Annotated in this window: 25 protein-coding genes; 13 read left to right on the top strand and 12 right to left on the bottom strand. The window is 68.0% G+C overall.

Going from position 1 to position 26972, the window contains the following annotated elements:
• The first annotated feature begins 105 nt into the window (after positions 1 to 105).
• From ACIHFB_RS32560 to ACIHFB_RS32535, 6 genes are all read left to right on the top strand, one after another.
• On the top strand, positions 106 to 1869 hold the full coding sequence (locus ACIHFB_RS32560; protein ID WP_365275816.1) for a fatty acyl-AMP ligase: 1764 nt from the start codon (positions 106 to 108) through the stop codon (positions 1867 to 1869).
• Complete coding sequence (locus ACIHFB_RS32555; RefSeq protein WP_365275813.1) at positions 1866 to 2783, top strand: acyl-CoA desaturase; 918 nt, start codon at positions 1866 to 1868, stop codon at positions 2781 to 2783. Before ACIHFB_RS32560 ends, ACIHFB_RS32555 begins: the two co-directional genes overlap by 4 nt.
• The gene (locus ACIHFB_RS32550; RefSeq protein ID WP_365275810.1) at positions 2783 to 3769 is read left to right on the top strand and encodes an acyl-CoA desaturase; all 987 of its coding nucleotides are present in this window, start codon (positions 2783 to 2785) and stop codon (positions 3767 to 3769) included. Before ACIHFB_RS32555 ends, ACIHFB_RS32550 begins: the two co-directional genes overlap by 1 nt.
• A gap of 5 nt (positions 3770 to 3774) precedes the next feature.
• Entirely contained in the window at positions 3775 to 4068 is a 294-nt protein-coding gene (locus ACIHFB_RS32545) for an acyl carrier protein (protein ID WP_365275807.1), read from the top strand.
• An 8-nt stretch (positions 4069 to 4076) separates the two neighbouring features.
• Positions 4077 to 4268: a rubredoxin gene (locus tag ACIHFB_RS32540; RefSeq protein WP_365275804.1), complete on the top strand. Its 192-nt coding sequence runs from the start codon at positions 4077 to 4079 to the stop codon at positions 4266 to 4268.
• Positions 4269 to 4368: 100 nt separating this feature from the next.
• Positions 4369 to 5508 (top strand): alpha/beta fold hydrolase, encoded by a 1140-nt coding sequence (locus tag ACIHFB_RS32535; RefSeq protein ID WP_365275801.1) that lies wholly within the window; start codon positions 4369 to 4371, stop codon positions 5506 to 5508.
• Here the strand turns inward: ACIHFB_RS32535 and ACIHFB_RS32530 are convergent.
• The 8 genes from ACIHFB_RS32530 to ACIHFB_RS32495 are packed head-to-tail and all read right to left on the bottom strand — an operon-like array spanning position 5492 to position 14826.
• Positions 5492 to 7255 carry a fatty acyl-AMP ligase gene (locus ACIHFB_RS32530; RefSeq protein WP_365275798.1) on the bottom strand — a complete coding sequence of 588 codons (1764 nt, stop codon included), beginning with the start codon at positions 7253 to 7255 and terminating at the stop codon, positions 5492 to 5494. The two genes, ACIHFB_RS32535 and ACIHFB_RS32530, sit on opposite strands and share 17 nt — an antisense overlap.
• A complete protein-coding gene (locus ACIHFB_RS32525) occupies positions 7224 to 9065 on the bottom strand; it encodes an NAD+ synthase (protein ID WP_365275795.1) in 1842 nt (613 codons plus the stop codon). The genes ACIHFB_RS32530 and ACIHFB_RS32525 overlap by 32 nt, the downstream gene beginning before the upstream one ends.
• Positions 9066 to 9088: 23 nt before the next feature.
• The gene (locus ACIHFB_RS32520; protein WP_365275792.1) at positions 9089 to 10318 is read right to left on the bottom strand and encodes a beta-ketoacyl-[acyl-carrier-protein] synthase family protein; all 1230 of its coding nucleotides are present in this window, start codon (positions 10316 to 10318) and stop codon (positions 9089 to 9091) included.
• 27 nt (positions 10319 to 10345) lie between these two features.
• Positions 10346 to 10624: an acyl carrier protein gene (locus ACIHFB_RS32515; protein ID WP_365275789.1), complete on the bottom strand. Its 279-nt coding sequence runs from the start codon at positions 10622 to 10624 to the stop codon at positions 10346 to 10348.
• 46 nt (positions 10625 to 10670) lie between these two features.
• Positions 10671 to 11885 (bottom strand): alpha/beta hydrolase family protein, encoded by a 1215-nt coding sequence (locus ACIHFB_RS32510; protein WP_400128828.1) that lies wholly within the window; start codon positions 11883 to 11885, stop codon positions 10671 to 10673.
• Entirely contained in the window at positions 11882 to 13072 is a 1191-nt protein-coding gene (locus tag ACIHFB_RS32505) for a hypothetical protein (protein ID WP_365275782.1), read from the bottom strand. Before ACIHFB_RS32505 ends, ACIHFB_RS32510 begins: the two co-directional genes overlap by 4 nt.
• An 18-nt stretch (positions 13073 to 13090) precedes the next feature.
• Positions 13091 to 14290, bottom strand: a complete 1200-nt coding sequence (locus ACIHFB_RS32500; RefSeq protein ID WP_365275779.1) for a hypothetical protein — start codon at positions 14288 to 14290, stop codon at positions 13091 to 13093.
• Between the two features lie 56 nt (positions 14291 to 14346).
• Entirely contained in the window at positions 14347 to 14826 is a 480-nt protein-coding gene (locus ACIHFB_RS32495; RefSeq protein ID WP_365275776.1) for a 3-oxoacyl-[acyl-carrier-protein] synthase III C-terminal domain-containing protein, read from the bottom strand.
• 275 nt (positions 14827 to 15101) lie between these two features.
• On the opposite strand from ACIHFB_RS32495, the gene ACIHFB_RS32490 reads away from it, so the two are divergent.
• The 4 genes from ACIHFB_RS32490 (at position 15102) to ACIHFB_RS32475 (ending at position 19286) form a co-directional block, all read left to right on the top strand.
• Entirely contained in the window at positions 15102 to 15749 is a 648-nt protein-coding gene (locus tag ACIHFB_RS32490) for a TetR/AcrR family transcriptional regulator (RefSeq protein ID WP_365275773.1), read from the top strand.
• 41 nt (positions 15750 to 15790) lie between these two features.
• Positions 15791 to 16516 carry a hypothetical protein gene (locus ACIHFB_RS32485; RefSeq protein WP_365275771.1) on the top strand — a complete coding sequence of 242 codons (726 nt, stop codon included), beginning with the start codon at positions 15791 to 15793 and terminating at the stop codon, positions 16514 to 16516.
• Positions 16517 to 16582: 66 nt separating this feature from the next.
• Positions 16583 to 17812 carry a helix-turn-helix domain-containing protein gene (locus ACIHFB_RS32480; RefSeq protein WP_365275768.1) on the top strand — a complete coding sequence of 410 codons (1230 nt, stop codon included), beginning with the start codon at positions 16583 to 16585 and terminating at the stop codon, positions 17810 to 17812.
• 226 nt (positions 17813 to 18038) lie between these two features.
• The gene (locus tag ACIHFB_RS32475) at positions 18039 to 19286 is read left to right on the top strand and encodes a helix-turn-helix domain-containing protein (protein WP_400128827.1); all 1248 of its coding nucleotides are present in this window, start codon (positions 18039 to 18041) and stop codon (positions 19284 to 19286) included.
• A gap of 4 nt (positions 19287 to 19290) precedes the next feature.
• On the opposite strand, the gene ACIHFB_RS32470 is transcribed toward ACIHFB_RS32475, so the two are convergent.
• Entirely contained in the window at positions 19291 to 22167 is a 2877-nt protein-coding gene (locus tag ACIHFB_RS32470; RefSeq protein WP_365275762.1) for an FAD-binding and (Fe-S)-binding domain-containing protein, read from the bottom strand.
• An 81-nt stretch (positions 22168 to 22248) separates the two neighbouring features.
• Here ACIHFB_RS32470 and serC point away from each other — a divergent pair, with 81 nt between their 5' ends.
• Entirely contained in the window at positions 22249 to 23367 is a 1119-nt protein-coding gene (gene serC, locus ACIHFB_RS32465) for a phosphoserine transaminase (protein WP_365275759.1), read from the top strand.
• 69 nt (positions 23368 to 23436) lie between these two features.
• Here the strand turns inward: serC and ACIHFB_RS32460 are convergent, their stop codons facing one another.
• The 3 genes from ACIHFB_RS32460 to ACIHFB_RS32450 form a co-directional block, all read right to left on the bottom strand.
• Positions 23437 to 23802, bottom strand: coding sequence for a hypothetical protein (locus ACIHFB_RS32460; RefSeq protein WP_365275756.1), 366 nt, complete (start codon positions 23800 to 23802; stop codon positions 23437 to 23439).
• A 66-nt stretch (positions 23803 to 23868) separates the two neighbouring features.
• Positions 23869 to 24690, bottom strand: coding sequence for an ABC transporter permease (locus ACIHFB_RS32455; protein WP_365275753.1), 822 nt, complete (start codon positions 24688 to 24690; stop codon positions 23869 to 23871).
• Positions 24687 to 25661, bottom strand: coding sequence for an ATP-binding cassette domain-containing protein (locus ACIHFB_RS32450; protein ID WP_365275751.1), 975 nt, complete (start codon positions 25659 to 25661; stop codon positions 24687 to 24689). Before ACIHFB_RS32450 ends, ACIHFB_RS32455 begins: the two co-directional genes overlap by 4 nt.
• Positions 25662 to 25749: 88 nt before the next feature.
• Here ACIHFB_RS32450 and ACIHFB_RS32445 point away from each other — a divergent pair, with 88 nt between their 5' ends.
• A complete protein-coding gene (locus ACIHFB_RS32445; protein ID WP_365275749.1) occupies positions 25750 to 26517 on the top strand; it encodes a TetR/AcrR family transcriptional regulator in 768 nt (255 codons plus the stop codon).
• A gap of 32 nt (positions 26518 to 26549) precedes the next feature.
• Positions 26550 to 26966, top strand: a complete 417-nt coding sequence (locus tag ACIHFB_RS32440; protein WP_365275746.1) for a PPOX class F420-dependent oxidoreductase — start codon at positions 26550 to 26552, stop codon at positions 26964 to 26966.
• The last annotated feature ends 6 nt before the right edge of the window (positions 26967 to 26972 follow it).

The raw sequence follows: 26972 nt of genomic DNA, 5'->3' as shown, positions 1-26972 counted from the left end.
GGAAAGCCCGGGCCGCCCGATTCTGGGCATCGGTGCCATTGTCCGCAGCGCTCGACGGAAGCCAGGCTGCAGTTCGTCGGTCGAACGGCGAACGGGAGTGGCCCGATGGAACCAAGCGCAAGTCCGCCCGGTGGACTCTCACTGCCGGACATTCTCGTGGCCCGTGCGCAGGCGCACCCGGAGGCCCTGGCGTTCCGCTTTCTGCCCGACGGTACGACGGATCACCCGGTGGACTGGACGTACCGGGATGTAGATCGAAGGTCACGCGCGGTGCGTGAAGATCTTCGTCGACGTGGGATCGAGGGTGGTCGGGTGGTTCTGGCGCTCGATCCCGGACTCGACTACGTGGCTGGTCTGTTCGGCATCCTCCGGGCCGGGTGCACCGCGGTGCCTTCGTTCCCGCCGTCCGGTCGCCGTGCGGTGGCGCGCTTTCGGTCCATCCTTGCGGACTGTGAGCCCCGGGCGGTACTCACCGACGGCCGGTTCGCCTCGAAGACATCCGAGTTCGAAAGCTCCTTCGCGGACGACGGCCCCCGCCGAGGGGTCCAGTGGATCTTCCCTGACGAACCGCTTCCTGCCTGCGACATCGATGCCGAGGCGTCACCCGAACTCGCGGACCCGGCCCTGATCCAGTACAGCTCCGGCTCGACCGGCGATCCCAAGGGCATCGTGCTGACGCACGAGCATCTGGCAGCGAACTGCCGGACTCTGGAGGCGCATGTGGGAATGGAACCCGACCGGGTCGGGTGCTCCTGGCTGCCGCCGTATCACGACATGGGTCTGATGGGCACCATCATGCTGGCCGTCCATGGGGGTTGGCCACTGGTCATGATGGCGCCGGGGCACTTCGTACAGGATCCGCACCGCTGGCTGAAGGCGGTCACCGAGTACCGGGTGACGATCACCGTGGGCCCCAACTTCGCTTTCGACCTGTGCGCTTCGTCGATCCCCGACGAGACTCTCACCGAGCTCGATCTGTCCTCGCTACGCCAGGTGTTCTGCGGCAGCGAGCCCGTGTCCGCCGCCACGCTGGAACGGTTCCGGGAGCGGTTCGCCCGTTGCGGGTACGACGAGGCTGCGGTCATTCCGTGCTACGGGCTGGCCGAAGCAACCTTGTTCGTCACAGGCAGGCCGCGGGCTACGAGTGGTGCCGTGCGGACGGAGCCGGTTCTCGGCGCCGAATCCGGCACCCGGGTGGTCAGTTGTGGGGTCACGGCTGCGGACCATGAGGTCCTGGTGGTCGATCCCGAGACCGCCAAGGCACTGCCGGACGGACAGGTCGGTGAGATCTGGGCAGCGGGTCCGAATGTCACGACGGGATACTGGCGGCGGCCGGAGCTGAGTGCCGAAACCTTCGGCGCCCGTTTGTCCGGGTCGGGCGAGACGGACCAGGCGTACTTGCGCACCGGTGACCTGGGCTTCGTACATGACGGTGAACTGTTCGTGACCGGGCGGCTGAAGGACGTGATCGTCGTCAACGGCCGCAATCTGTATCCGCAGGATCTCGAGGCGTCGGTCGAGCGCTGCCGTGAGGAGCTGCGGCGGGCCGCAGCCTTCTCCATGCCCGGCGGGGCAACGGGCAATGCAGAGGAGGAGCGGGTGGTTGTCGTCGCCGAATACTGGGGACGGTCCCGGCAGTTCGCGTCAATGGAGCGGATGCTGCGTACCGAAGTGATCGCGGCAGTGACCGCCGACCACGGGGTGCGGCCCGCCGAGCTGTACTTCGGCCCGCCCGGCACGGTGTTGACGACGACGAGCGGCAAGGTTCGGCGTCGGGCGACTCGGGACGCCTTCCTGCAAGGCCGATTGAAGCGTTTCGCACGGCCGTCAGTGGCGTCTGTGCCGTCCGCCGGTGGAGCCGCACGATGACGGCCGTGGCCGGGCACGAACTCGAAGAGGGTGACGTCGATGTCGCGGCACGGCGGCTCGCCTATGTGACCGTGGGCGTCCCGACACTGGGCACCATCGCCGCGGTGGTGTTCGCGCTGCGCCACGGATTCAGCCGAGTGGACTTCCTGTTGCTGGCAGGCATGTACATGGTGACGTCACTGGGCGTCGAGGGCGGCTTCCACCGCTTCTTCTCCCACCGCTCGTTCTCCGCCAGACCGGTGATGACCTCCTTGTGGGCAATCGCGGGCAGCATGGCCGCCCAAGGGCCCGTGGTGTTCTGGGTGGCGATCCACCGCCAGCACCATGCCTTCACAGACCGGGAGGGTGACCCGCACTCGCCCAGACCGCTGGGCAACGGCCGCCTGGCTCCACTGCGAGGTCTCTGGCACGGGCATGTGGGCTGGCTCTTCAAGGTGCGTCGGCAGGACTGGGCCAAACGCGTCCCCGATCTGGTGCGCAGCCGACTGGTTATGCGGCTGAACCAGTACTACTTCGGGTGGGTGCTGCTGGGCCTGGCGCTGCCCACTCTGCTCGGCTGGCTCCTGACGGGGACAGCCCGCGGGGCCCTGGGCGGTTTGCTGTGGGGCGGCCTGGCGCGGATCTTCCTGCTCGATCATGTGACATGGGCCGTCAACTCCATCGGTCACACGCTCGGGAACCGGCCCTACCGCACCCGCGACGGCAGCAGGAACGTGCCGCCGCTGGTGCCGATTTCGGTCGGTGGTGCCTGGCACAACAACCACCATGCCCGTCCCTCACTCGCGCACAACCGACACGGATTCTGGCAGCTCGACCCGACCGGAACCGTCATCCGAGTCCTGGACATGCTCGGCCTGGTCTCCGATGTGCGCTACCCCGAGCGAAAGCCTTTGAGACGAAAGGAAGTTGCGTGATGTCCACAACCGGTACCGACTCGGCGGTGTTGACGAAAGCCATCGTCCGACTGGACCCGATCAGCCTCCGAACCAAGCGGTTCGCCGCACTGACCACGATGATCCTGCCGCTGGCCGGTACCGCTGCGGCAGCGTTGTTCCTGCTGACCGGCCGTTTCACGGCCATCGACATATGGCTGTTCGCGGGAATGTACTTCGTCCACATGTTTGGCATCACGGTGGGTTTCCATCGGTACCTGGCGCACAAGGCGTTCCGTACCGCGCCGGCGTTCGAAGCAATCTTGATGATCACCGGTTCGATGGGAGCCCAGGGCCCCCTGATGTGGTGGGTGACAACACACCGTCGCCACCATCGGTTCAGTGACCGGGAAGGCGACCCCCACTCACCCAATCTGCACGGGATCGCTCTCAAACAGCGGCTGCACGGCCTGTGGTACGCCCACATGCCGTGGATGCTCAGTGCCGAGAACTCGAGGTGGTCGGTGTTCGCCCCGGATGTCCTGCGCAGCCGTCGGCTGATGTATTTCCACCGCACCTACCCGATCTGGGTCATCAGCGGTGTGATCCTCCCGGGGCTGATCGGCTGGGCCGCCGAAGGGACGGCCATGTCCGCCCTCACCGGATTCGTGTTCGGTGGCCTGGCTCGGATCTTCCTGGCCAACCAGGCAGCCTGGATGGTCGGTTCCATCTGCCACGCCATAGGCGGGCGTCCGTTTGCGAACGAGGACCGCAGCGCCAACAACTGGCCGGTGGCACTGCTCACGTTCGGCGAGGGCCTGCAGAACAACCATCACGCATTTCCTGGCTCATACCGGCACGGCGTCAGCTGGCTGGAGCCGGACCTCAGCGGATGGATCCTCGCCGGTCTCGGCAAGGCCGGTGTGGTGTGGGACATGCGCGAACCGTCCAGGGAGCAGATACGGAAGAAGCGTGAGCGGGCACCGGCAACGTCCGCCGCCCGCTCCACCACCAAGAAGGCGGAGTAGTCGGCATGTTCAAGAAGAAGACTGTCAGGCAGAGCCGCCCACTGACGCGGGACGCGCTGCGCGAATGGCTGGTCGACCACGTCGCCGACCATCTCAAGATCGCCAAGGACGATATCGATACCTCGCTCAGCTTCGAATCGCTTGGGCTCGACTCCCGGGTTGCAGTTCAATTCTCCGGCGCACTGGAGAAGGTCGTCGAGCAGAGGCTTTCTCCAGGGTTGCTCTACGAGTACCCGACCATCGATGAACTGAGCGGTCACCTGGCCAAGGAGCTCGGACTTCCCGAACAGGCAGGCTGAAGGGCTCCATGAGCGATCTCAGTGGCCGGACCGCCCGGCGAGCGTGGATGTGTCTGCTGTGCGGCTGGGTCTACTACGAGGAGTTGGGCGCTCCTGAAGACGGAATTCCGCCCGGTACTCGCTGGGAGGATGTCCCCGAGGACTGGCTCTGCCCCGAATGCGGCGCCGCCAAGAGCGATTTCGTCATGGAACCGCTGTAGCCGGCGTCGGCGACTCGTATCCGTGCTCCTGCGGCCGCACCGGCCGCAGGAGCGACCCTTTTGTCGGCAGCCGGTGTCGGCAGCCCGGACAGGAGAAGCCGTGTTCACCTTCCCCCTCGATCCCCAGGCCCTGTTGCAGGAGCGCACCCGGCAGCTGACCAGGCTCGGCATCCCGGCCGCCCTCGTGGCGCGGGCGGCTGCGGAGATCGACGAAATGTGGGGGACGCGAAACGCAGACTGGGTGCCGCTGTGGGCTCGCCAGGCCGAACGCGCCGAGTTGGAAGGAAAGTTGCTGCTGGCTTCGCTGTGCTGGGGCGCAGCCCGCTTCCCCGCACTCGCCACGCCCGAGCGGCAATCGGCCCAGGAGCGGCAGCTGGACTGCTACCTGAAGGCCGCCCGTCACTTCCCCGTACGCTTCCAACGGCTGGTCCTCGATGTGCCGCACGGCACAGGGACGACCCCGGTCCCCGTGCATCTGTTCCGACGCCGCGGTGGTGGAGCGCCCGAACCTCGTGCAGTGCTCCTGGTCTCCGGCGGAGTCGACACCTGGAAGATGGACCTGCACCGGCTCCTAGTCGGGTCCTCGCTGGCCACCGGTCTGCTCGTGGTCGCGATGGACATGCCCGGTACGGGCGAGTCGGCACTGCCACTCAGGCCTGACAGCGACTCCGTCCTCTCCGGCGTCATCGATCTGCTGCGTAAGCAGTACGGGAAGCCGGTCGGCTTCCTCGGCCTGAGCTTCGGGGGTCACTGGGCCGCCAAGCTCGCCCTGCTCGGCCGGGTCGATGCCGCAGTCGACGTGGGCGGGCCGACGGGCATCGCCGACCGAAGCCCCCAGGAGCTCATGGCCATGCCCTATGGAATGCCGGGCATCGTCGGCAACGCTCTCGGCCTGGACGAGCTGCCCGACGACGAGGCCTTCGCGGACCTGTTCGGGCAGTTCTCGCTGCGCCGGCAAGGGCTGCTGGCGGCGACAGGCGGCTCGCCACTCCTCGCCGCCAATGGCTCCGACGACCAGTACATTCCGCGGGCCGACGTCACCGGCCTGGGCGGGCGGACGGGCACCACAGTGTGGATCATCCGCGGTGCCACACACTGCGCTCCCGAGCACTTCGCCCCGCTTGCCGCGGCGGCATGGGCCTGGTTGTCGGCCCGCCTCACACCGGGGCGCCGGACCCGGCTGGCCGAAGAAGCGCTGCTGCTTGGGCTGCGGCCCCTCCTCATCAACCCCCAGCGCTGACCGTCTCCTCAGCAGGAGCGACCTCCAACGCAGTCAACGCATCCCGCAGATACAACTCCCGCATCCTGCCCCGCTGAATCTTCCCGCTCGTCGTGCGTTCCACCGAACCCGGTGCGACCAGCAGCGTCGAGGCCCGCGGTATCTGGAAGGTGTGCCGGATGTGGCTGGCCACAGTGGCGGCCAGTTCAGCGGTACCCGTGCCGTCGAGGTACCTGGGCTTGATCTCCTGGACCAGGACCACGTGCTCGGGGTGGCCGCCGAGCGAAAAGGCCGCGGCTGCCCCCGTGGCCAGTGCCGGGTGCAGGGAGCGTACGGACTCCTCGATGTCGTGGGGGTAGAGGTTGCGCCCGTTGACGATGATCAGGTCCTTGATGCGGCCGGTGACGTACAGCTCCCCATCCAGCAGCACGCCCAGGTCCCCGGTGCGCAGGAAGCCGCTCTGTCCGTCGGCGGTGGTGCCGGCGAAGGTCTCCTCCGTCAGCTCGGGATTGTTCCAATAACCGGCACCGACACTGGGGCCGGTCACCCAGATCTCCCCGATCCGTCCCTCGGGAAGCCCCGAAAGGGTGGCGGGGTCGACGATGCGTACGCTCAGGATGCCCGCGCGCCCGCTGCTGACCAGATGCTGGACGGCTGCGCCCGATGACGCCGGCGTCAGCCACCCCTGCTGGAAGGACGCCGCGTCGGCGGCATAAGTGCGCAGGCCGCGCAGTCGCGGGGTCCCGGTCACCAGCAGGGTTGCCTCGGCCAGGCCGTAGCACGGGCTCAGGGACTCGGCTCGTAGGCCGGCCGGGGCGAATCGGCGGGCGAAGCGCTCCAGCACGGGGATGCTGATCGGTTCCGCACCGTTGAGCGCCACTTCCAGCGACGACAGGTCGAGTTGGGCCAGTTGCTCGTCGCTGACCCGGCGAGCGGCCAGCTCGTAGGCGAAGTTGGGGGCCGGGGTGATGGTGGCGCGGTAGTGGCTGATGGCCTCGAGCCAGGAGCAGGGACGCTTGAGGAAGGCCAGCGGCGACATGTAGTACAGGGTGCCGCCCACGTAGAGGGGGTGCAGGAGTTGCCCGATCAGTCCCATGTCGTGGAAGTGCGGCAGCCAGCCCACCCCCCGGATCTCGCTCGTGGACTCGGCGGCCTCACGGATGGCCTCGTGGTTGGCGACGATGTTTCCATGAGTGACGATCACCCCCTTGGGCGTGCTGGTCGAACCCGAGGTGTACTGCAGGAACGCGACGGTGTCGCCGTCGAGTCGAGGCGGCTGCCAGTCCTCGGAGCAGGCGTCCAGATCGTCGGAAGCGACGTACTCCAGGCCGGTGTCGCCGGAGTCCAGCCACTCCCGCAGCAGGGGCATGGTCGGGGTATCGGTCAGCAAATGGCCGATACCGGCGTCCGCCACAATGCCGGACAGGCGGGCGAGACTGCGTCGGCGGCCGTCGGGGGGCGGCGCGGGCACGGCGATCACGCCCGCGTACAGGCATCCCAGGAACGCGTCCAGGAACGCCGGCCCGGGCAGATGGGCCAGCAACACCCGATCACCGGGACGCGTACGGGCCTGCAGCCAGGCGGCGATACGGCGGGCGCTCCGGTCCAGGTCGGCATAGCTCGAGACGATCTCGCCCGACCCCGGTGTGCCGTCCTCCAGATAGACCGTGGCGACACGGTCGCCCTGCTCGCCGGCCCATCTGCGCAGGACGGTGACCAGGTCGTCACGGTCCTGTTCAAACGGCGTCTGCTGCGGGGCCTTTTGCATGATCGGTCTTCCTCTCGCGAAGCCGGCCGGCGCCCTCACGCCAGCCGTTGGTGATGGGCAGCCGGCGGTCGCGGCCGAAGTTCCTCGGCGTGATCTTCGGGCCGGGCGGGTACTGGCGCCGTTTGTGCTCGGCCAGGTCCACCAGCCGGACGACGCGGGCCACGAGGTCGGGATCATGGCCCGCCTCGATCAGCGCCCGGCTCCCCACGTCGTTCTCGACGTAGTCCTGAAGGAGTGCGTCCAGGACGTCGTACGGGGGAAGCGAGTCGCTGTCGAGTTGGTCGGGGCGCAGCTCCGCCGACGGCGGTTTTTCGATGATGTGCTGCGGAATCGGGGCCACACCGAACGGGTGCAGCCATGCGGTGTGGCCGGTCTGCTCGTTCCGCCAACGGCACAGCCGCCAGACCAGAGTTTTCGGTACGTCCTTGAGCGGGGCAAAACCGCCCGCGGAGTCGCCGTACAGCGTGGAGTATCCGGTCGCGATCTCGCTCTTGTTGCCGGTGGTGAGTACAAGATGACCGTGCTCGTTGGACAGAGCCATCCAGATCGCGGCCCGCACGCGCGCCTGGAGGTTCTCGGCCGCGAGCCCGTGTACGTCGATCTCGGCCTCGAAGGCGTCGACGACACTGCGGATTGCAACCGTCCGGGCGTTCAGCCCCTGCCGCTTGACCAGTTCGTCCGCATCGGTGATCGAGTGCTCGCTGGAATATCGGCTGGGCAGCAGGACGACATGGACGTTGTCCGGGCCGATCGCGTCCGCGGCGATCGTGGCGACCAGGGCGGAGTCGACACCGCCCGACAGGCCGAGAAGCACCGACCCGAATCCGTTCTTACGGACGTAGTCCCGCACCCCCAGAACCAGTGCCGCGTACACCTCGTCGAGCTCGCCGAGGAGTTGGGCGCGAGGCTGAGGCGCAGGTTCGTACGGCGGAGGAGGGGTGTGCGATACGACGGTCCGCTCGACCGTGAGCGAGGGGTACGCGGTGCCGGTCTCCGCCAGTCCGGGCAGCGTCCGCCAGGGCCTGACCGCCCTGGCCCGCGCGGGGGCCGGCAGATCCAAATCGGCCACCAGCAACTGCTCTTCGAACTGGCAGGCGCGGGCCAGCAGCTCGCCGGAGCCGTCAACAATCATCGAGGCTCCGTCGAAGACCAGTTCGTCCTGTCCGCCGACCAGGTTGCAGTAGGCCAGTGCCGCCCCGGTTTCCCGGGCCCTGCGCGCGCACAGCTCCCGACGCACCTCGCTCTTGCCGCGTTCGTACGGCGAGGCGTTGAGCACGACCAGCAGCCGGGCTCCGGTGTCGCGGGTCAGCGCCACCGGGCCTCCGTCCTGCCAGAGGTCCTCACAGATGGCGACGGCGATGTCGATGCCGTGCAGGCGGAACACCGGCAGTCGGCGGCCCGGGGCAAAGTAACGGGTTTCGTCGAACACACCGTAGGTGGGCAGATGGTGCTTGGCCGTGCGCAGCACGACCTGTCCTCGGTGCAGCAGTGCGGCGGCGTTCAGAGCAGAAGGACCGGTCCCTGTTTCCCGCCGGTCGAGGTAGCCGAGGACTACCGGAAGGCCACCGAGGCCTTCGGCGGCCAGGCGGCGCGCCGTGGAGTCGAGCTTCTCGATCGAGGCGTCGACGAACGACGGCCGCAGGGCCAGGTCCTCCACCGGATAACCGGTGACCGCCATCTCGGGGAAGACCACGAGGTGCGCCCCTGCCTCGGCGGAGCGCTGTGTCCATTCGACGACTCTGTCGGCATTCCCGTTCAGGTCGCCGACAACGGTGTTGATCTGGGCCAGGGCGATGCGTAGTTGCGTCACGTTCCCGTTCTTCTCCTCCGTGGTCAGGCCTTCGTGAACGTCAACGTGACGTTGTGGCCGCCGAAGCCGAAGGAGTCGGTGACGGCGGCAGCCGTGCCGGTCTGCCGGGGTTCACCGGCCACGACATCCAGCTGCACCTCGGGGTCGAGCCGCTCCAGGTTGGCGGTCGGCGGGATGACTCCGTGATGAAGCGTCAGCACCGTGGCAATCGCCTCGACGGCTCCCGCGGCGCCGAGAAGATGCCCCAAAGCGCCCTTCGGACCGGTCAGTACGGGGTGGTCGCCGAGCGCGGACCGGATCGCGACCGTCTCAGGAATGTCACCGACCACCGTGGACGTGGCGTGCGCGTTGACGTGTCCCACATCGGTGGGGCGCAGGCCGGCGCTGCGCACCGCGGCCCGGATGGCCCTTGCCTGGCCCCGCCCGGTCGGGTCGGGAGCCGTGATGTGGTGGGCGTCCGCACTCGTGCCGACGCCGGCCAGGCGCGCGTATACCTTGGCGCCTCTGGCCCTTGCGTGTTCAGCCCGCTCGAGCACCAGGATCCCTGCACCCTCGCCGAGGACGAATCCGTCCCGGTCGGCGTCCCAGGGCCGCGACGCTCTCTCGGGGTCGTCATTGCGCAGGCTCAGGGTGCGAGCCCGGGCGAACGCGGCCATCGTGACGCCGGTGAGGCTCGCCTCCGCCCCGCCGGCCACCACGATGTCCGCCTCGTTCGCGCGCAGCATCCGCCAGGCCCAGACCAAGGCTTCGGCTCCGGACGCGCACGCCGAGACCGGTGCGTGCACGCCGGCCTGTGCGCCGAGGACCAGAGCGACGTGCGCGGCGGGTCCGTTGGGCATCAGCATCGGCACCGTCAGCGGGGACATCTGGCGCAGACCGTCCCTGGCCAACAACTCGGCCTGCTCCAGGAGCGTCCGCACACCTCCGATACCGGTTCCGACGACGACACCGATCCGGTCCGGATCAGCCTGATCCCTGGCCTTGGCGTCCTCCCAGGCGTCTTCGGCGGCCACGAGCGCCGCTTGGGCACAGCGGTCCAGCCTGCGGGCCACGCCGCGCGGCAGGACGGCGGCGGGGTCCACCACGAGCGGAGCCCCGATCGTGACCGGCAGCCGGTACTTCCCGACGAAGTCGGCGTCCAGTCTTCGCACGCCGCTGCGTCCGGTCAGCATCTCGTTCCAGGTGGACCAGACGTCACCGCCGAGAGGAGTGGTCGCTCCCAGGCCGGTGACGACGATGTCGTTGTCGCTCATGGCTCCCTCCGCGCGGATAGAGGATCGTCAGGGCCGTTTGGCCAGGACGAGATCCACCGCGTCGCCCACGGTGAGGAGCTCCGCCAGGGCCTCGATCGCGATGTCGAGTTCGAAGGTGGCCTCGGTCTGCGCGGCGATCTCGATCATGGACAGGGAGTCGATGTCCAGATCGTCGACGAAGCGCTTGTCCAAGGAGATGTCGCCGGCGGGGACTTCGGCGATCTCCTCGATGATCTCCGCGAGCTTGGTGAGCACCTCCTGCTGTTCGGTGCTCATCCCGGTGGTGGCTGATATGTCGGTGGCCATGTTCCGTTCCTTTCTCTTCTGCAGCGGCTACGGCGACCGCTGCGGGTCAGAAGGTGAGCTGCGAGGGCTGGGACACACCGAGTACACGGCTGAAGAAGGCGGCGCCGTCGGCGCGGATCTCGGCCCCGTGGGCGGTGCAGCAGTGGTCGCCGTCCGCAAAGGTCAGCAGGGTCACGTCCTGTTCGGGGTGCATGGTCAGGAGCGTCTCGCGGAGCCATTGCTTGTCGCGGACCTTGACGAGCGGGTCCTTGGCGCCGTGAACGATGCGCACCGGCACCCGGACCCGGCGCAACACCTCGGGATCGGTGATGGAGAAGACGCTCTGGTAGTCGGGGAGTTCGTCCGGCGACTCGATCCCGAGGACCTGGCCGTACTTGCTCTTGAGGAAGTACGGCAGCTTCTTCCAGCGGCCTGCGTCGACGGGGCCGCCGAGGTCGTAGACGGCTGCCACGCGTTCGTCGGCCGCGGCGGCCTTGAGGGCCCACAGGCCGCCCCAGCTGATACCGATCACGCCGACCCGATTCGGGTCGAGGCCGTAAGGACCGGCCAGGGCGTCGACTGCGGCCGGAACGATCTGGTGGAAATTTCCTGGCCAGGTCTTCTCGTCGAGGATGAGGCTCTCGCCCTGGCCCGGCCCGTCGATGCCGAGCACGGCGAAACCCGCCTGGCACAGCTCGTTCTCGGTGGCCAGGTGCTCTTCCTTCGTGTCGTCCATGCCATGGAGGATCACGATGAGCGGGAGGCCTCGTTCCGCATCTTCGGGCTTCTCCGGAAGGTGCAGGTTGGCGGCGTATTCGTGGCCGTCGAAAGGGACGCGGACCCGCAGGTAGTTCTCGCCCCAGACCAGCGTCTCGGCCTCGATGTAGTAGTCGCGCGACTTCCGGTAAGCGTCACGCTTGAGGTCGGTCATGGGCAGCGAGCCCCACTGGGCCATGTGCGCGAGATACGACAGCCGCCGCAGGAGCTCCACCCGCCGCTCGCGAGTGTGGGTCGTCGATGTCCCCAGCTCGCGCTCGGCCAGATACACCAACTCCATTGCGGCGTACGGCCAGTCGTCGATGCTTTCGATGCCGGACAGGAACCTCATGAGGGTCTCGTCATCGATGCCGGACATGCGCCAGCGGTTCCAGAACGGCCGGGTGACGTTCTTGACGCCGATGACGTGGGAGAGCGAGCTGACCGCTCGGCGGGCGACGTGATCGACGAAACGGTAGCCGCCGATGTCCGCCCTGTTCTTCTGCGTGCCCGAGGTGTTCGTCACGTGTCCACCCCGAACTTCAGGCGCTCCACGGGCGTCAACTCGATGAGCTTCGCGCCCGTCCGGACCGCGTCCTCGTCGACCGCGGCGACAGGGGCCGGCGTCGGATCATCGCTGAGCCGCCGCTCGTGGGCGTCGATGATCTGGTAGAGGTCGAAGCCGTATTGGTTCCGCATGACCTTGCGACCTAGTTCGTTCATCATGCAGTTCGTGCTGCAGGCACCGGTGTTCTTCGGCATGTGCCAGCCCGCCTTCTCCAAGTCGGCGATCTGTTCCTTGAACGGGGGCTTTTCGACGAACTCATAGAACGGGATGAGCACGCTGCGGCATTCGGCGGTCTGCAACAGTTGGGCGGAGGCGGGTGCGTTGGCCTCCGCGTGCTGCCGCATCGGGGCGACGAACTTGTCCAGCATGCTCATCACCGGGGGAAGCGCGCCGCCGGACAGCGCCGGGGAACCAGCCAGGTCCATCCGGTTCTGGCCCTTCTGGGTGCCGATGAAGCAAAAGGCGACGTCGTTCTCGTGGCAGTACAGCGTGGCCTGTGCGGCGATGGTGGCAAAGCACGGCCAGCAGGCCGAGCCGTACGTCATGGCCGACCGCATCAGTTCCGGGTCACCGGTCTCGTTCACGGTGAAGCCGAGCCGGAACAGTGTGTCCATCGGGTCACGAGGCGGCTTGGCTATGACGAGTTCGACGCCCAACTTGTCGCACAGTTTCTGCGCGTTCCGGATTGCGGCCGGTGACTGGTAGCCCTGGTCCAGCATCCAGGCGACGACGTTCAACTCCTGGCGCTTCGCCAGTTCGATGAGCATCCAGCTGGAGTCCTTGCCGCCGCTGTAGAGCACCATGGCGTCGACAGTGCCCGGCCTCTTGTCCGGCACGCTGCCCACGAGTTCGGTCAGCGAGCGGATGCCGGACGGCAGCACGGAGTTGACCTTGCCGAGGACGGAGGCCAGGCCCCGGGTGCCGCGGCTCTTGGCCTGGTAGGTGCGCAGGATCAGGTCGAGGATCCACTTGTTGTCGGCGCTCTGCCCGGTCCGGTCCTCGACCTTGACTCCGGTGGAGCAGTGCATGCACAGCTCGGGATCGGGCGAGGCCGGCTTTCCCTGAGCGGAGAGGAGGAAGGCGTCGTACGCCAACGGCATACCGCACCGTCGGCAGACGGAGTCGTCAGGTGTCGGTGTCGTCACTGTCTGCTCCCTTGAGAATCAGGCGGCGGTGCCGGAGGCGGCGGCAGCCAGGATCTTGTCGACGGGCAGGGGGTTGGGGCCGCACTGCAGCGTGGGGATGCGCAGCCCCTTGCCAAGGAAGGCGTCCTCATAGGCGAGGATCGTCTCGATGGACGGCTCGCCCACCGTGCGCGGCAGCCGCTCGTCCAGCGCGAGGAGCATCCCCTCGGTCTGGCAGGTCCAGGCCGTGGTGCTGGCTCCGTCGGCGTCCATGTCGGCGAAGTCGAAGGAGAAGCGGGACGAGTAGCCGAGGCTCGCGCAGTCGACCAGGCCCGCGTCGCACGGGACGATGTCGGCCGCGTCGACGCAGCGCTGCCACGCTTTCTCTCGGTCCCAGCAGTACGGCTGACTGTCGTCAACCAGGACGGTGCCGGGCGCGACCTTGTCGATATCCACGACATACGGGGTGCTGACGGCGCTGACCAGAACGTCGGTGTCGTAGCAGGCGGTCCCCGGGACGAGGGCACCCATGGCGTCGGTCACTTCGGTGCGCGTGACGGTACCGGTCCGCTCTTGAAACTCGCGGGCCAGCATTTCCAGTTTGCCCGCGGCCTGGGGTCGGTCCACCAGGACCAACTCCCTGGGCGGATGCCCGCTCGCCGCCAGCAACTCTGTGAAGGCGCGGCCGATGCTGCCGACGCCGAGCACGGTCAGACGCTGCATGCCGGGATCCCGGTGCAGTTCCTTGAGTGCCTGACCATAGGTCTGGTGGACGCCAACGGCGGTGAGGGCGTGGCCCGTGGTCAGCGTCATTCCCGCCCGTTCAGCCGGCTCGACCAGGCGGCGGCCGTAGAGGGACAGAGCCCCCGTCAGCCCTCCGAGGCAGAGAATCTTCGCCCCGACCTTGGCGGCCATGCGGACAGCGTCCTCCTGGAGGATCTGTGCGCAGCGCCGGCGGCTCTTGGGCTCGATCAACTCGTGGGCAAAGAAGGGCAGGAACATGATGCCGACGGTGAACGAACCGGTGCTGATGATCTCGCCGAACATGGGGTTGAGGTGGCGCTGCAGTCCCGCGACCTCATGCGGGGCCAGTTTGTCGATGAAGGGGAACAGGCGCGGGGCGTCCCCCTCGTCACGGGGATGCGTCAGCAGGACCACATCGACGGTCCCTTGGCCGTCCTGCGCATCGAGCCAGTCGAATAGGGCGTTGGGGCCGAGGTAACTGGTGCATTCGGACATACCTGTCCTCCGGATAGCGCGGCGGGTGAGATGCGAGAGGGGAAGCGAAGGGCTGATCAGGGGGCGGTGATGACCTGGGCCGCACAGGTGAGGCCTTGGCCGAAGCCCAGGAGCAGCACGGGATCGTCGGAGTGCAATCGGCCCTGCTCGGTCATCCGGGACAGCGCCAGCGGGACCGAGGCGGCGGAGGTGTTGCCGGAGTCGACGATGTCGTGGGCCCCGGGCGCCTCGATCCCCAGCCGGTGCGCGACCCCAGGCGCGGCGGCGGATATCTGGGGCTCTTGTCTGCAGGTCGCCACGACCACCAGGTCGATCTCGTCGGACGGCAGTCCGTTTGCGGCCATCGCCTTCGCTCCGGCAGACACGGCCATGTCGGTCACTGACTCCTGTGGAGCCGCGATGTGTGGGTTGGAAACCCCGACACGACTGCGTATCCACTCGTCACTGGTGTCCACCCGAGCGGCCAGTTCCTCATTGGTGACCATGCGCTCGGGCCGATAGTGACCGAACGCCAGGATGCGCGGCCCAGTGATCATCTCGACAGCTCTCCCCGTTGTCGTGCGACCTCGTGCTGGTCGACGTGCTGTGCGACGTCTGCAGCCTCTCTGTCGGGAAGAGCCACCAGCAATATCACCACTACCCAGATCGGCGTCTCCCAGGTTTGGTACCCGGGGACGAACATCGCAGGTCAGGACCCCTACTCGGAGCTCCGGCGGCCGGACACCCCACTGGGTCGACGGTTGACACATCCGGGCAGCACGGAGAAACATGAATCCGACTTACGAATCCGAATTCAGATTTTGGAGCTGCGATGAGCTCGTACGGGAGCCGACCGCTCGCCCGCGGCCCGGGCAAGCCGCAACAACGGCGCAGCCAGGAGACACACGCCGCTCTGCTCCGCGCGGCGGATGCCGGCTTCAGCGCCGACGGCTGGCGCGGAACCTCCGTCGAACGGGTGGCGGCGGCGGCCGGAACGTCGGTGGGCAGCGTGTACACCCGCTTCGGCAGCAAGCGCGACCTGCTGCTCGCGGTCGTGGGCGAACGACTTGAGGAGATCACCGGACTGGTCGAGACGACCGAGTTCACCGAACTCCTCCATGACCCGGCCGACGGGCTCAGAGCAACCGTCGCCCTGGTGGTGACTCGCCGTCGCGGAGCGGCCGGCCTGCTGACCGCATGGGCCGACGCCTGCATCGATCATCCCGAGATGCGCGAACTGGAGACCAGCATCCGCGACAGCATCATCAAGCAGCTGCGGGACCGTCTGGAGCTGCTCTCCGCTCACCCCGGGATGCGTCCGGAGATCGATCTGGACCAACTGGCCATTGCTGTGTGTGGGTTGATCGAAGGCCTGCACCTGCCTCCGTGGACCCACCTCAGCGACGAGGAGGCCACCGACATCTGTTCCCGGCTCATCCTGCACACCTGCCTGCGCGACGACGCGCTCCCGTCGGCTTAGGACGCCGATCGCCATCCCCCCACGGAACGACGAGGTTACCCATGAGCGACAAGCTGACCGCGGTCCCCGCCAGGGAAGACGGGCTCGATTCCCCGTCCGGGACCGAAGAGGAGAACGAGGCACGCGAGAAGAGGAAGCCCACCGGCGGGGGGATGCCTCGCCGGATCTTCTTCATCGCCCCACTGCTTTACCTCGGAATCCTCAGCGTCCTGCAGTTCAACTTCTCCCGGATGCACGACGCGCTCGTGCACATCGAAGGCGGCACGACGTCCGGGCTCGAGTTGACGAACGAGCAGCTGAGCGAGACGAACAAGAAGCTGAATTCGACCAACGAGCAGCTCACCGAGACCAACAGGAAGCTCGACTCGACCAACAGTCAGTTGGGGACGACGAACAAACAACTCGCCGTCACCAACAAGCAATTGGGCACAACGAACAGGAAGCTCAACGCGCTGGGCGACCTCAAGCAGCGGATGCTGCTGCTCAATCAGAGCATGACAGCCATGCGGAAGCTGATGGAGCCGCTTCCCGGAATGGCCTCGAAGATATCGACGCTGAGTACTCAGATCTCGGACCTCAACAGCAGCGTCAGCGCCTTGGAGAAGGACGCTTCGTCGCTCCCCACGGTGGCCAAGAACGTCGAGTCGATGAAGTCGAGCATCAAGGATCTTTCCACTCAGATGGGAGGAATGAACACCACTCTGTCCAGCATGCAGGAGGACCTCAATGACATGGACGAGCGGCTGCAGATCATTCCCAAGCTCTGACGGGGATCTCATGATGCGATCCGGCCCGGTGCAACCGAAGCCGCCTACTCAAGGATTGGGAAGACTGTGTACAACGGGGTGGGAGAACGGGTGCCACGACCGAAACCCGCAGGACAAGAACTCACGGTCGCGGACCGGGAACGCACAGCTCTCCTGGCCAGGGCCGTCGCACCACGGGTAGCCGCCCTCGCCGGAGCGATCTTCGACCGAACCGCTTCCGACGAGTCGCACCTGCTGCACCGCATCACCCACTGTCTGCGCATCGGGCTGGCCGCCTGCCTGCACGAACGTCCCTTCCTGAAGGACGAACGCCACGAACTCCGCCGCATCGGCAAGGCGATCGCTGCCTCCGGAGCACGTCCCCCAGCACTCGTCGGCATCCACAGCGTGTTGCTCCTCGGGCACGGCGAAGCCATCCGTGCCTGCCAGGAAAACGCACTGCCCCCGTCCTTTACCGCTCGGCTGGAAGACGGGGCCAAGCGGCTCCTCGAGCTGAGCGAGAGAATGGCCAACTGCATCATGGACGGATATGCGGACGAACGCTTCGGCCGCAGCAGAACTGGGCGGACAAGGCGCCCTGTCGACGCCCTTTGTTCCCTCATTACCGGGCCCACCGAGTCATGGCGACACTCCTACCTCACCAAGATCGTCCGAAAGGGCGGTCTCGACGGATTATTCCCGGCGGTCATGGCCATTGCTGATGGACATGTCGGGACAGGAACCGAACCGGAAATCGTACGGATGGGCAACTCCGCAAACATTGTCGTCGCCCCCGTCGCCGCTCCCGACCCCCACACGCTCATTCTCTGCCCGAGCGCCAGGGCTGACGCCTTCATGAAGTGGCTTCGACAGACGGTCACCACCACCACTGTGTACACCCGGGCCGTGACGTTCGAAGAAGCACCGGCCCGTTACTCGGCAACCCGCGACATCCTCGCGGTAAGCGACACGAACGATCACGACGGTCGCTACATCGATGCCAGGAGACTGTTCTGGCAACGCATGCTGGCCAACCAGCGCATCGAGCACGTCGGCGACTACGTCGAGGAGGTGATCGGCCCCATCCTTCAACTGCCGGAAACCCAGCGCATCCCACTCCTCGAGACCCTCGACTGCCTCGACAAACACGGCGGCTCGGTGCGCGCGGCGGCCGCGGCCCTCAGCATCCATGAGAAAACACTCCGCTATCGAGTGGGCCGTATAGAAGCACTCACGGGGCTGAATGCCCTCACTCGGAGTCACTGGCCTCAGCTCAACCAGGCGTTTGAACTCTTCGAAAGCGTTATGAGCCGCTGACCCTCTGCACGCTCGATCCCCACCGCACCACCGGAAGCCGCAGGTCATCACTTTGACTTGCGGTTTTCGTCATGTGAAGAACTTGAAAGACCGTCATGTCCGTCTCGGGCGATCTTGGTGATCATCCCGTGGCACTCATGGAACCCTGGTCCTCCGTCAGCGATGGTCGATACCTGAGATGTGCGTTGTGGTTCTACGCGCGTGCACATACAGGGGGAACACAGGAATGCGGAGACCATCCGACGACCTTGCCGACCAGCTTCCCGACGATCCCAATGGCCTTCCTGACGCAGAGCGCATCGCGTTGTTGACGAGTGCCGCCGCCCCACGCGTGAGGGCTCTCGCCGGAGCCATCTTTGACCGGGCCGCTCCCGAAGAGTCACACCTGCTCAACCGCATCGGACGCTGTCTGCGCATCGGCTTGGGAGCTTGCCTCCAGGAGCGGCCGTTCCATGACCAGGAACGCGATGAACTGCACCGGCTCGGGGAGCGGATCGCCCAGTCGGGCGGGCGCCCACCAAGCCTGGTGGTCATCCACAGCATCCTTCTTCTCGGGCACAGCGAGGCCCTTCGCACCTGTGACGAGAGTGGCCTCGTCACGGCCGAGACCGCACGGCTGGAGCGGCACGGGAAGCGACTTCTGGAAATTAGTGAGGAGATGGTCAACCTCATTGCGGATGGATACGCGGAGCAACGTCACTCCCGTCACCAGAGTGGTGAGCATCTTCGGCCGATCGACGCACTCTGCGCCCTGATCACCGAACCGACGCAGTCGTGGCGACGCTCCTACCTGACGAAGATCGTCCTGGAAGGTGGGCTGGACTCGGTCTTCCCCGGTTCCATCGCCATCGCCCGCGGCCACGTCTTCGAGCACACCGAGGCCACGACCATCCGGATCGGTCGGTCCGTCCACGTGATCGTCGCGCCTGTCTCCGTGCCGGAACCGCACACGCTCATGCTCTGCTCGGCCGGCGACATCAGCGCCTTCACTGCATGGCTCCGCCGAACTGTCACTACGACGACCGTGTACACCCGAGCCGTCGCATTCGACGAAGCGCCCGCCCGGTACGCCGCGGCCTGGGATGTCCTCCCGCACGCCGACTCGGCCAACCAAGGCGACCGGATCATCGATGCCAGAAGGCTGCTCTGGCATCGAATGCTCGCGAACCAGCAGGTCGAGTTCGTCAGCGACTACGTCGAAGAAGTGATCGGCCCCATCCTGCGGCTTCCCGAGAACCAGCGGATTCCGCTGCTGGAAACCCTGGAGTCCCTGGACCGGCACGACGGTTCTGTGCGCGCTGTGGCAGCGGCCCTGAACATCCATGAAAAGACGGTCCGGTACCGCACTGGCCGCATTGAGAACCTCACCGGCCTCAATGCCCTCACCCGGGCTCACTGGCCCCTGCTTCACCGCGCGGCACAGTTATGCGCCATGTTCCCCGCAGTCCTCGAACTGTGGGATTCCTTGTGGTGAAACATCACCCCCCATCCACCCCCTCCCCCAACACCTCCGCCAAATGCCACCCCCGCACCCCCGCCACCTGCTCCAACTGCGTCCGGCAGGAGAACCCGTCCGCCAGCACCACCGTCCCCTCGCCCGCTTCCCGCACCGCCGGCAGCAGCTGCTCCTCCGCGCAGGCCACCGACACCTCGAAGTGCCCTTCTTCGAAGCCGAAGTTGCCGGCGAGGCCGCAGCACCCACCGGTCAAGTCACCTGTCAGTCCGGCCGATTGACGCAACCGCTGATCGGCCGCGTCTCCCAGGACCGCGTGCTGGTGACAGTGGGTCTGGCCGACGGCCGGCCGGTCCAGGCGGGGCGGTGTCCAGTCGGGCGCGAGTTGCTCCAGCGCCTCGGCGAAGGTCAGGACGCGGTCGGCCAGGCGGTGGGAGCGGGGGTCGTCGGGGAGGAGTTCGGGGAGGTCGGCGCGGAGGGCGGCCGCGCAGCTCGGTTCCAGGACGATGACCGGTACGGGCCGTTCCAGCAGGGGCTCCAGGAGATCGAGCGTGCGGCCCAACACGGCGCGCGCCCGGTCGAGTTGGCCCGTCGAGACGTACGTCAGACCGCAGCAGACGCGGCCCCGGCGTCCCGCGAGGGTCTTCGTCGGCGGCAGTACCGCCGAGATGCCCGCCGCCTCCAGGACCCGTACGGCCGCCTGGCCCACCGACGGCGACAGGTGCTCGGTGAAGGTGTCGGGCCACAGGAGGGCGACCGTGTGCAGGCCGTCGCCGAAGGAGGGGTCGCCTTCGGTGACGGGCCTCAGCACTCGGCCGGCCCGCTCGTGGACCCGCCGTCCCCACCACCGGCTGAACGTCTCCGTCGCCATCCGCGGAATCTGCCGTTCGGGCGCGATCCCGCCCAGCCGTTTGGCCGCCCAGGCCAACGGCCGGATGCCTGCCAGCGCATTGACCAGCCGTGCCGCGCGCATCCGCGCCACCGCCCGCAGCCACACCGGCAGCCACCCCATGCTGTAGTGCGCGGCCGGGCGGCGGCGCCCCGCGTAGTGGTGGTGCAGGAACTCCGCCTTGTACGTGGCCATGTCGACCTCGACCGGGCAGTCGGAGCGGCACCCCTTGCAGGACAGGCACAGGTCGAGCGCGTCCCGCACCTCCTGAGAACGCCAGCCGTCCGTCACCACGTCGCCCGCCAGCATCTCGTGCAGCAGCCGGGCACGCCCGCGCGTGGAGTGGCGTTCCTCGCCGGTCGCGCGGAAGGACGGGCACATGACCGCGGGCCCCGACACCGACGTCGTACGGCACTTCGCGACCCCCACGCATCGCCGGACGGCGGCGGAGAAGTCGCCGCCGTCGGACGGGTAGCCGAACTCCACGTCGACCGGCTTCCGTGGCAGGACGGAGAAGCGGAGGTTCGCGTCCAGCGGGGACGGCCGGACCAGCATCCCCGGGTTGAGCAGGTCGTCCGGATCCCATACGCCCTTCGCGCGCTCGAAGAGGCTCACCATCTCGTCGCCGTACATCCTGGGCAGCAGCTCGGCCCGCGCCTGGCCGTCCCCGTGCTCCCCCGACAACGAGCCGCCGTGCGCCACGACGACCTCCGCCAGCTCCTCCGAGAAGCGCCGGAAGCGGCCGACGCCCGCGTCCGTCATCAGGTCGAAGTCGATACGGACGTGGATGCAGCCGTCGCCGAAGTGCCCGTACGGCGTGCCGCGCAGGCCGTGTGCGTTCAACAGGCCGCGGAAGTCGCGCAGATAGGCTCCCAGCCGCTCCGGCGGCACCGCACAGTCCTCCCACCCGGGCCATGCCTCGCTCCCGTCCGGCATCCGTGTCGCCGTACCGCTCGCGTCCTCCCGGATCCGCCACAGCGCCCGCTGTCCGGCGCCGTCCGTCACCACCAGGGAGTCCACGACATCGGCGGCCCGCACGATCGCCTCCGCACGCGCGCGTGCCTCCGCCGCGTCCGACCCGCCCGTCTCCACGAACAGCCAGGCACCGCCCCGGGGCAGCGCGGCCGCTGGGGGTACCCCCTCTGGGGGAGGCACCAGGTCCGCCGCCATGCCCTCGACCGTCAGCGGCCGGTACGGCAGCAGCCCGGCCGCCGCCTCGGCCGCCGCGCCCTCGTCGGCGTACGCCAGCACGGCCAGCGCACGCGCGCGTGGCGCCTCGACCAGTCGTACGACCGCCTCGGTCAGCACGCCCAGCGTGCCTTCGGAGCCGCAGAAGGAACGGGCGACGTCGGCGCCCTTCTCGGGCAGCAGCGCGTCCAGTGCGTATCCGGAGATACGGCGGGGCAGGTCCGGGAACCCGGTGCGCAGCCGCGCCAACTCCCCGTCCACGAGCGCCCGTAGCCCTTCCGGCGCGCCCGCCCAGCCCTGCCCCAGCCGGTGCCGGTCACCCCGCGCGGTGACCACGTCCAGCTCCCGCACGCTGTCCGCGGTCGTCCCCCACGCCACCGAGTGCGACCCGCACGAGTTGTTCCCGATCATCCCGCCGAGCGTGCAGCGACTGTGGGTGGACGGGTCGGGGCCGAACCGGAGCCCGTGCGGGGCGGCGGCCTGCTGGAGACTGTCCAGGACGAGGCCCGGTTGGACGACGGCCGTACGCGCCTCCGCATCGAGGGACACCAGCCGGTTCATGTGCCGGGTGAAGTCCAGCACCACGCCCGTGCCGGTGGCCTGGCCCGCGATGGAGGTGCCTCCGCCGCGCGCCACCACCGGCACCCCGTGCTCCCGGCACACCTCCAGTACGGCGGCCACGTCATCGGCGTCCCGCGGCGCCACCACGCCGAGCGGGACCCGCCGGTAGTTGGACGCGTCCATGGTGACCAGCGCCCGGGACGTGACGTCGAAACCGACCTCACCCCGGACGGCCCTGCGCAGCTCCGCTTCAAGATCAGACATATGTCAACCCAATCACCGACCCCGTCTCACCCGACGGACCACGTTTCGCCCAGGTTTCCCCCAACGGCTACCCTCCCTTCCGTGGCTGAGATCCAGATTCCCGCTGACATCAAGCCCGCCGACGGACGTTTCGGCGCGGGCCCCTCCAAGGTGCGGACGGAAGCGCTGGACGCGCTGGCCGCCACCGGTACGTCCCTCATGGGCACCTCCCACCGCCAGGCCCCGGTGAAAAACCTGGTCGGCAAGGTGCGCGAGGGTGTCCGTGAGCTGTTCCAGCTGCCCGACGGCTATGAGGTCGTGCTCGGCAACGGCGGCTCGACGGCGTTCTGGGACGTCGCGACGCACGGACTGATCGAGAACAAGTCGCAGCACCTCACGTTCGGCGAGTTCTCCTCCAAGTTCGCCAAGGCCGCGAAGCTCGCCCCCTGGCTGGCCGAACCGGACGTCATCTCCGCCGACCCCGGCACGCACCCCGAGCCAGTCGCCGAGGCGGGCGTCGACGTCTACGCCTACACGCACAACGAGACCTCGACCGGCGTCGCCATGCCGATCAAGCGCGTGGCCGGCGCCGACGAAGGCGCCCTCGTCCTCGTGGACGCCACGTCCGGTGCCGGCGGCCTGCCCGTCGACATCGCCGAGACCGACGTCTACTACTTCGCCCCGCAGAAGTCCTTCGCCTCCGACGGCGGCCTGTGGATCGGCGTCTTCTCCCCCGCCGCGATCGAGCGCGCCGAGCGCATCCACGCGAGCGGACGTCACGTGCCGGAGTTCTTCTCGCTCCCCACGGCGATCGACAACTCCCTCAAGAACCAGACGTACAACACCCCCGCCCTCGCCACCCTCTTCCTCCTCAACGACCAGCTGGAGTGGATCAACGGCCAGGGCGGCCTGGACTGGTCGGTCCGCCGCACGGCCACCTCCGCACGCACCCTGTACGGCTGGGCCGAGGACATCAAGTTCGCGAACCCCTTCGTCACCGACCCGGCCAAGCGCTCGCAGGTCATCGGCACCATCGACTTCGTGGACGACATCGACGCCGCCGCCATCGCCAAGGTCCTGCGCGCCAACGGCATCGTCGACACCGAGCCCTACCGCAAGCTCGGCCGCAACCAGCTCCGCGTCGCCATGTTCCCGGCGATCGACCCGGCCGACATCGAGGCGCTGACGAAGTGCGTCGACTACGTGATCGAGAAGCTCTGATCGCAGCGGTACGACGATGAGGGGCGCCCCGGAACTTCCCGGGGCGCCCCTCGTGTCGCCGGGGCCTGATCAGCTCATCTGGGACTTCACGTGGTCGAGGACGCGGTCGAACTCCAGGGTCGGCGAGAAGTCGATGAACTCGACGTCCTCCAGAGCGACCGGAATGTGGCCGGGCCTCCAGTAGAACGCCTGGCCCGCCTCGTAGGTCTCGTCGCCCTCGGTCGTCTTCAGCTGTAGACGGCCCTTGAACACATAGCCCCAGTGGGGGCACTGGCACATGTCGCCGGGCAGGCCCTTCACACCCGGGGTCATGTCGGTGCCCTTCGGCAGGTGGATGAAGGCCACGCTCATCTCGCCGCCGATCTCGGCCTTGCGCAGCTCCACACCGTCACCCTCAAGGGCGACCGCGGTACCTTCCTTCGTCGCAGCCGTCATGATTCCTCCTGACTCATCCCCCTTCCAGTCTCCGCCCGGGGGCGGCACCCCGCACATCCGCACAGCTCAGCGGCTCAGCTTTCGGAAGCGCCGCACCGCGAGCGGCAGGAAGATCAGCGTCAGCACCACCGGCCACACCCCGGCCATCAGCAGTGCGTGCTGCTCGACCCAGGAGTCGCCGACCGCGCCCGGTGAGCCGAACAGGTCGCGGGTGGCCGCCGCCGTGGAGGAGATCGGGTTCCAGGCCGCGACCCAGCCGAGCCAGTCCGGCATCAGCTGCGGGGCGACGAAGATGCTGGAGATCATCGTCAGGGGGAAGGCGACCGCGAAAAGTCCGCCCGCCGCCTCGGGGTTGGGCACGAGCAGGCCCAGCCACACGCCGATCCAGATCAGCGCGAACCGCAGCCACAGGAGCAGGCCGAAGGCCGCGAGGAAGCCGAATCCGCCGTCCGGCCGCCAGCCCATCGCGAACGCCGTCAGCATCATGATGCCGAGCTCCGCGCAGGCCACCAGCAGGTCGGTCACCCCGCGTCCGGCGACCACCGCGGACGACGCCATCGGCATGGAGCGGAACCGGTCGATGACGCCCTTGGTGGAGTCGTACACCACGACCGTCGCCGTGTTGATGAAGCCGAACGCCATGGTCATCACGAACATGCCCGGCATCAGGAAGTCCTTGTAGTCACCGCCGCCGGGCACCTTCATCGCGCTGCCGAAGACATAGCCGTACAGCAGGACGGACAGGATCGGGAAGCCCAGCTGCCAGGCGATGTTGACGGGCTGGCGCTGGTAGTGGGTGAGGCCGCGGCGGACGATGTTCCAGCAGTCGACGAGAGCCCAGTGGGTGCGGCTGCGCGTGGGGGGCCCGGTCAGGTCCAACGTGCTCACTTCGCCGCCTCCTTGGAGTCCGTGGTCTCCGTACGATGTCCGGTCAGCCGCAGGAACACGTCGTCCAGGCTCGGCCTGCGCAGCCCGATGTCCTCGACCGGCACGCCCTCGTCCTGGAGTGTGCGGGCCACCTCGGTGAGGGCCGACACGCGGTCGGTCACCGGGGCGTGCACGCGCAGTTCGGTCTCGTCGGTCTCCGGTTCGCCGTCACAGACCCGGGCGACGACCTTCACCGCCCGCGCGATGTCGGCGCGTTCGCTGAGGACGACCTCGATGCGGTCGCCGCCGACGCGGTCCTTCAGACCCTCCGGGGAGTCGTCGGCGATCGACCGGCCCTGGTCGATGACGGTGATGCGGGAGGCGAGCTTGTCGGCCTCCTCCAGGTACTGCGTGGTCAGCAGCACCGTGGTGCCGCCGGCCACCAACGCCCTTACGGATTCCCAGACTTCACCCCGCCCACGGGGATCAAGGCCCGTCGTCGGCTCGTCCAGGAAGAGGACCGCCGGGGTGAGGATCATCGACGCGGCGAGGTCGAGGCGGCGCCGCATGCCGCCGCTGTAGGCGCCGACGCCCTTGTCGGCGGCGTCGGTCAGGTCGAACTGCGCCAGCAGCTCGGTGGCCCGCAGCCGCGCCCGCTTCCCGCCCAGGTGGAACAGCCGGCCGAACATCTCCAGGTTCTGCCGCCCGGTGAGCACCTCGTCCACGGCGGCGTACTGCCCGGTCAGCCCGATCCTCGCCCGCACCTCGCGCGGCTGTCGTACGACGTCCAGGCCGGCCACCGTCGCCTGTCCGCCGTCCAGTCGCAGCAGCGTGGACAGGATGCGGACCGCGGTGGTCTTGCCCGCGCCGTTCGGTCCGAGCAGCCCGTGCACGGTGCCCTCGCGCACGGCCAGGTCGAAGCCGTCGAGGGCGTGTTTCTCGCCGTACCGCTTCTCCAGGCCCTCCGCCTGCACCGCGTAACCGTCACTCATGGGTCCCCCTTCTCCTCAACTGAGTACACCGTACCCGATTGCGCGTACACCGTACCCAGTTTTTCGCCGAGGATTTAAGCTGAGCGGCATGACGAGCGGCAAGGGCGGTACGGAGACCAGCGGCAGCGGCGACATCGGGCGCACGCTGAAACTGCTCTGGGACACCGGCCGGCGCCCCAGTCGCGGCCCGAAACCGGGGCTGAGCCCTGACCAGATCGTGGAGGCGGCCGTCCGGGTCGCGGACGCGGAGGGCCTGGACGCGGTCTCGATGCGCCGCGTCGCCACCGAACTCGGCACCGGCACCATGTCCCTCTACCGCTATGTCCCCGGCAAGGGCGAGCTGCTCGACCTGATGCTGGACCGCGTCCAGAAGCCCTCCGAGAACCCGGCCGATCTCGGCGACGGCAGCTGGCGCTCGGCCCTGGAGAGCCTGGGCCACGCCACCCTCGCCCTCTACCGGCGCCACCCCTGGCTGCTCCAGGTCAACCAGTCCCGCCCGATCCTCGGCCCGAGTGCGCTCGACGGCATGGAGAAGGTGCTCTCGCTCATCCGGCCGATGGGACTGACCGACCCCGAGCTGGTGTCGGCGATCATCGCGATCGACGGGTACGTCGTCGGCGCCGCCCGCACGCAGCTGTACCACCAGGAGGCGGAGCGCCGGACCGGCCTCACGGACGCGGAGTTCTGGCAGGCCCAGGTGCCGACGCTGGAGAAGGTCCTCGCGTCGGGCCGCTACCCGGTCATGGCCTCCCTCTCCGAGGACACGTTCGGCCCCGACTTCGACCACTTCGAATTCGGGCTCCAGCGGATCCTGGACGGGCTGGAGGTGTTCGTCGCCCAGCGCGGCAAAGGGTGACAAAGCGAGCGATCAGTGCCTGTATGGAAGGCATGAATACCCCGAGTACGAGCCCCGAGCTCACCCCCTTCATCAAGCAATGGGCCGTCCTCCTCACCAGCCACAAGAGGGACGGCACCGGTGTCGGCACCCCCGTGGGCATCGCCGTCGAGGGTGACCACGCGTACTTCCGCACCCCGGGCAGCGCCGGAAAGGTCAAGCGCCTGCGCAACAACCCCGAGGTGGAGATCGCCCCCTCGACCGTCCGCGGCGCCCCGACCGGCCCGGAGATCCACGCGCGGGCCCGGCTGCTGGACCAGGGCAGCGAGGAGGACAAGCACGCCTCCCAGCTGCTGCGGAAGAAGTACCCCTTCATGCAGGGGGTGTTCGTGCCACTGACCCACAAGGTGATGCGGACGCGCACGCTGCACTACGAGGTACGGCCGGTGGAGGAGAAGCCGCAGGACTGAAGCGGA

The organism is Streptomyces sp. NPDC051963 (genome assembly GCF_044593495.1).
Taxonomy (GTDB): domain Bacteria; phylum Actinomycetota; class Actinomycetes; order Streptomycetales; family Streptomycetaceae; genus Streptomyces.
The sequence above is the reverse complement of the archived record's forward strand: the minus strand, read 5'-3'. Positions and strand labels throughout refer to the sequence as shown.

Coding starts and splice junctions, on each gene's coding strand:
- ACIHFB_RS32560 (WP_365275816.1), top strand. CDS start 106: ATGGAACCAAGCGCAAGTCCGCCCGGTGGACTCTCACTGCCGGACATT.
- ACIHFB_RS32555 (WP_365275813.1), top strand. CDS start 1,866: ATGACGGCCGTGGCCGGGCACGAACTCGAAGAGGGTGACGTCGATGTC.
- ACIHFB_RS32550 (WP_365275810.1), top strand. CDS start 2,783: ATGTCCACAACCGGTACCGACTCGGCGGTGTTGACGAAAGCCATCGTC.
- ACIHFB_RS32545 (WP_365275807.1), top strand. CDS start 3,775: ATGTTCAAGAAGAAGACTGTCAGGCAGAGCCGCCCACTGACGCGGGAC.
- ACIHFB_RS32540 (WP_365275804.1), top strand. CDS start 4,077: ATGAGCGATCTCAGTGGCCGGACCGCCCGGCGAGCGTGGATGTGTCTG.
- ACIHFB_RS32530 (WP_365275798.1), bottom strand. CDS start 7,255: ATGCAAAAGGCCCCGCAGCAGACGCCGTTTGAACAGGACCGTGACGAC.
- ACIHFB_RS32520 (WP_365275792.1), bottom strand. CDS start 10,318: ATGAGCGACAACGACATCGTCGTCACCGGCCTGGGAGCGACCACTCCT.
- ACIHFB_RS32515 (WP_365275789.1), bottom strand. CDS start 10,624: ATGGCCACCGACATATCAGCCACCACCGGGATGAGCACCGAACAGCAG.
- ACIHFB_RS32500 (WP_365275779.1), bottom strand. CDS start 14,290: ATGTCCGAATGCACCAGTTACCTCGGCCCCAACGCCCTATTCGACTGG.
- ACIHFB_RS32495 (WP_365275776.1), bottom strand. CDS start 14,826: ATGATCACTGGGCCGCGCATCCTGGCGTTCGGTCACTATCGGCCCGAG.
- ACIHFB_RS32490 (WP_365275773.1), top strand. CDS start 15,102: ATGAGCTCGTACGGGAGCCGACCGCTCGCCCGCGGCCCGGGCAAGCCG.
- ACIHFB_RS32485 (WP_365275771.1), top strand. CDS start 15,791: ATGAGCGACAAGCTGACCGCGGTCCCCGCCAGGGAAGACGGGCTCGAT.
- ACIHFB_RS32475 (WP_400128827.1), top strand. CDS start 18,039: ATGCGGAGACCATCCGACGACCTTGCCGACCAGCTTCCCGACGATCCC.
- ACIHFB_RS32470 (WP_365275762.1), bottom strand. CDS start 22,167: ATGTCTGATCTTGAAGCGGAGCTGCGCAGGGCCGTCCGGGGTGAGGTC.
- ACIHFB_RS32460 (WP_365275756.1), bottom strand. CDS start 23,802: ATGACGGCTGCGACGAAGGAAGGTACCGCGGTCGCCCTTGAGGGTGAC.
- ACIHFB_RS32450 (WP_365275751.1), bottom strand. CDS start 25,661: ATGAGTGACGGTTACGCGGTGCAGGCGGAGGGCCTGGAGAAGCGGTAC.
- ACIHFB_RS32445 (WP_365275749.1), top strand. CDS start 25,750: ATGACGAGCGGCAAGGGCGGTACGGAGACCAGCGGCAGCGGCGACATC.
- ACIHFB_RS32440 (WP_365275746.1), top strand. CDS start 26,550: ATGAATACCCCGAGTACGAGCCCCGAGCTCACCCCCTTCATCAAGCAA.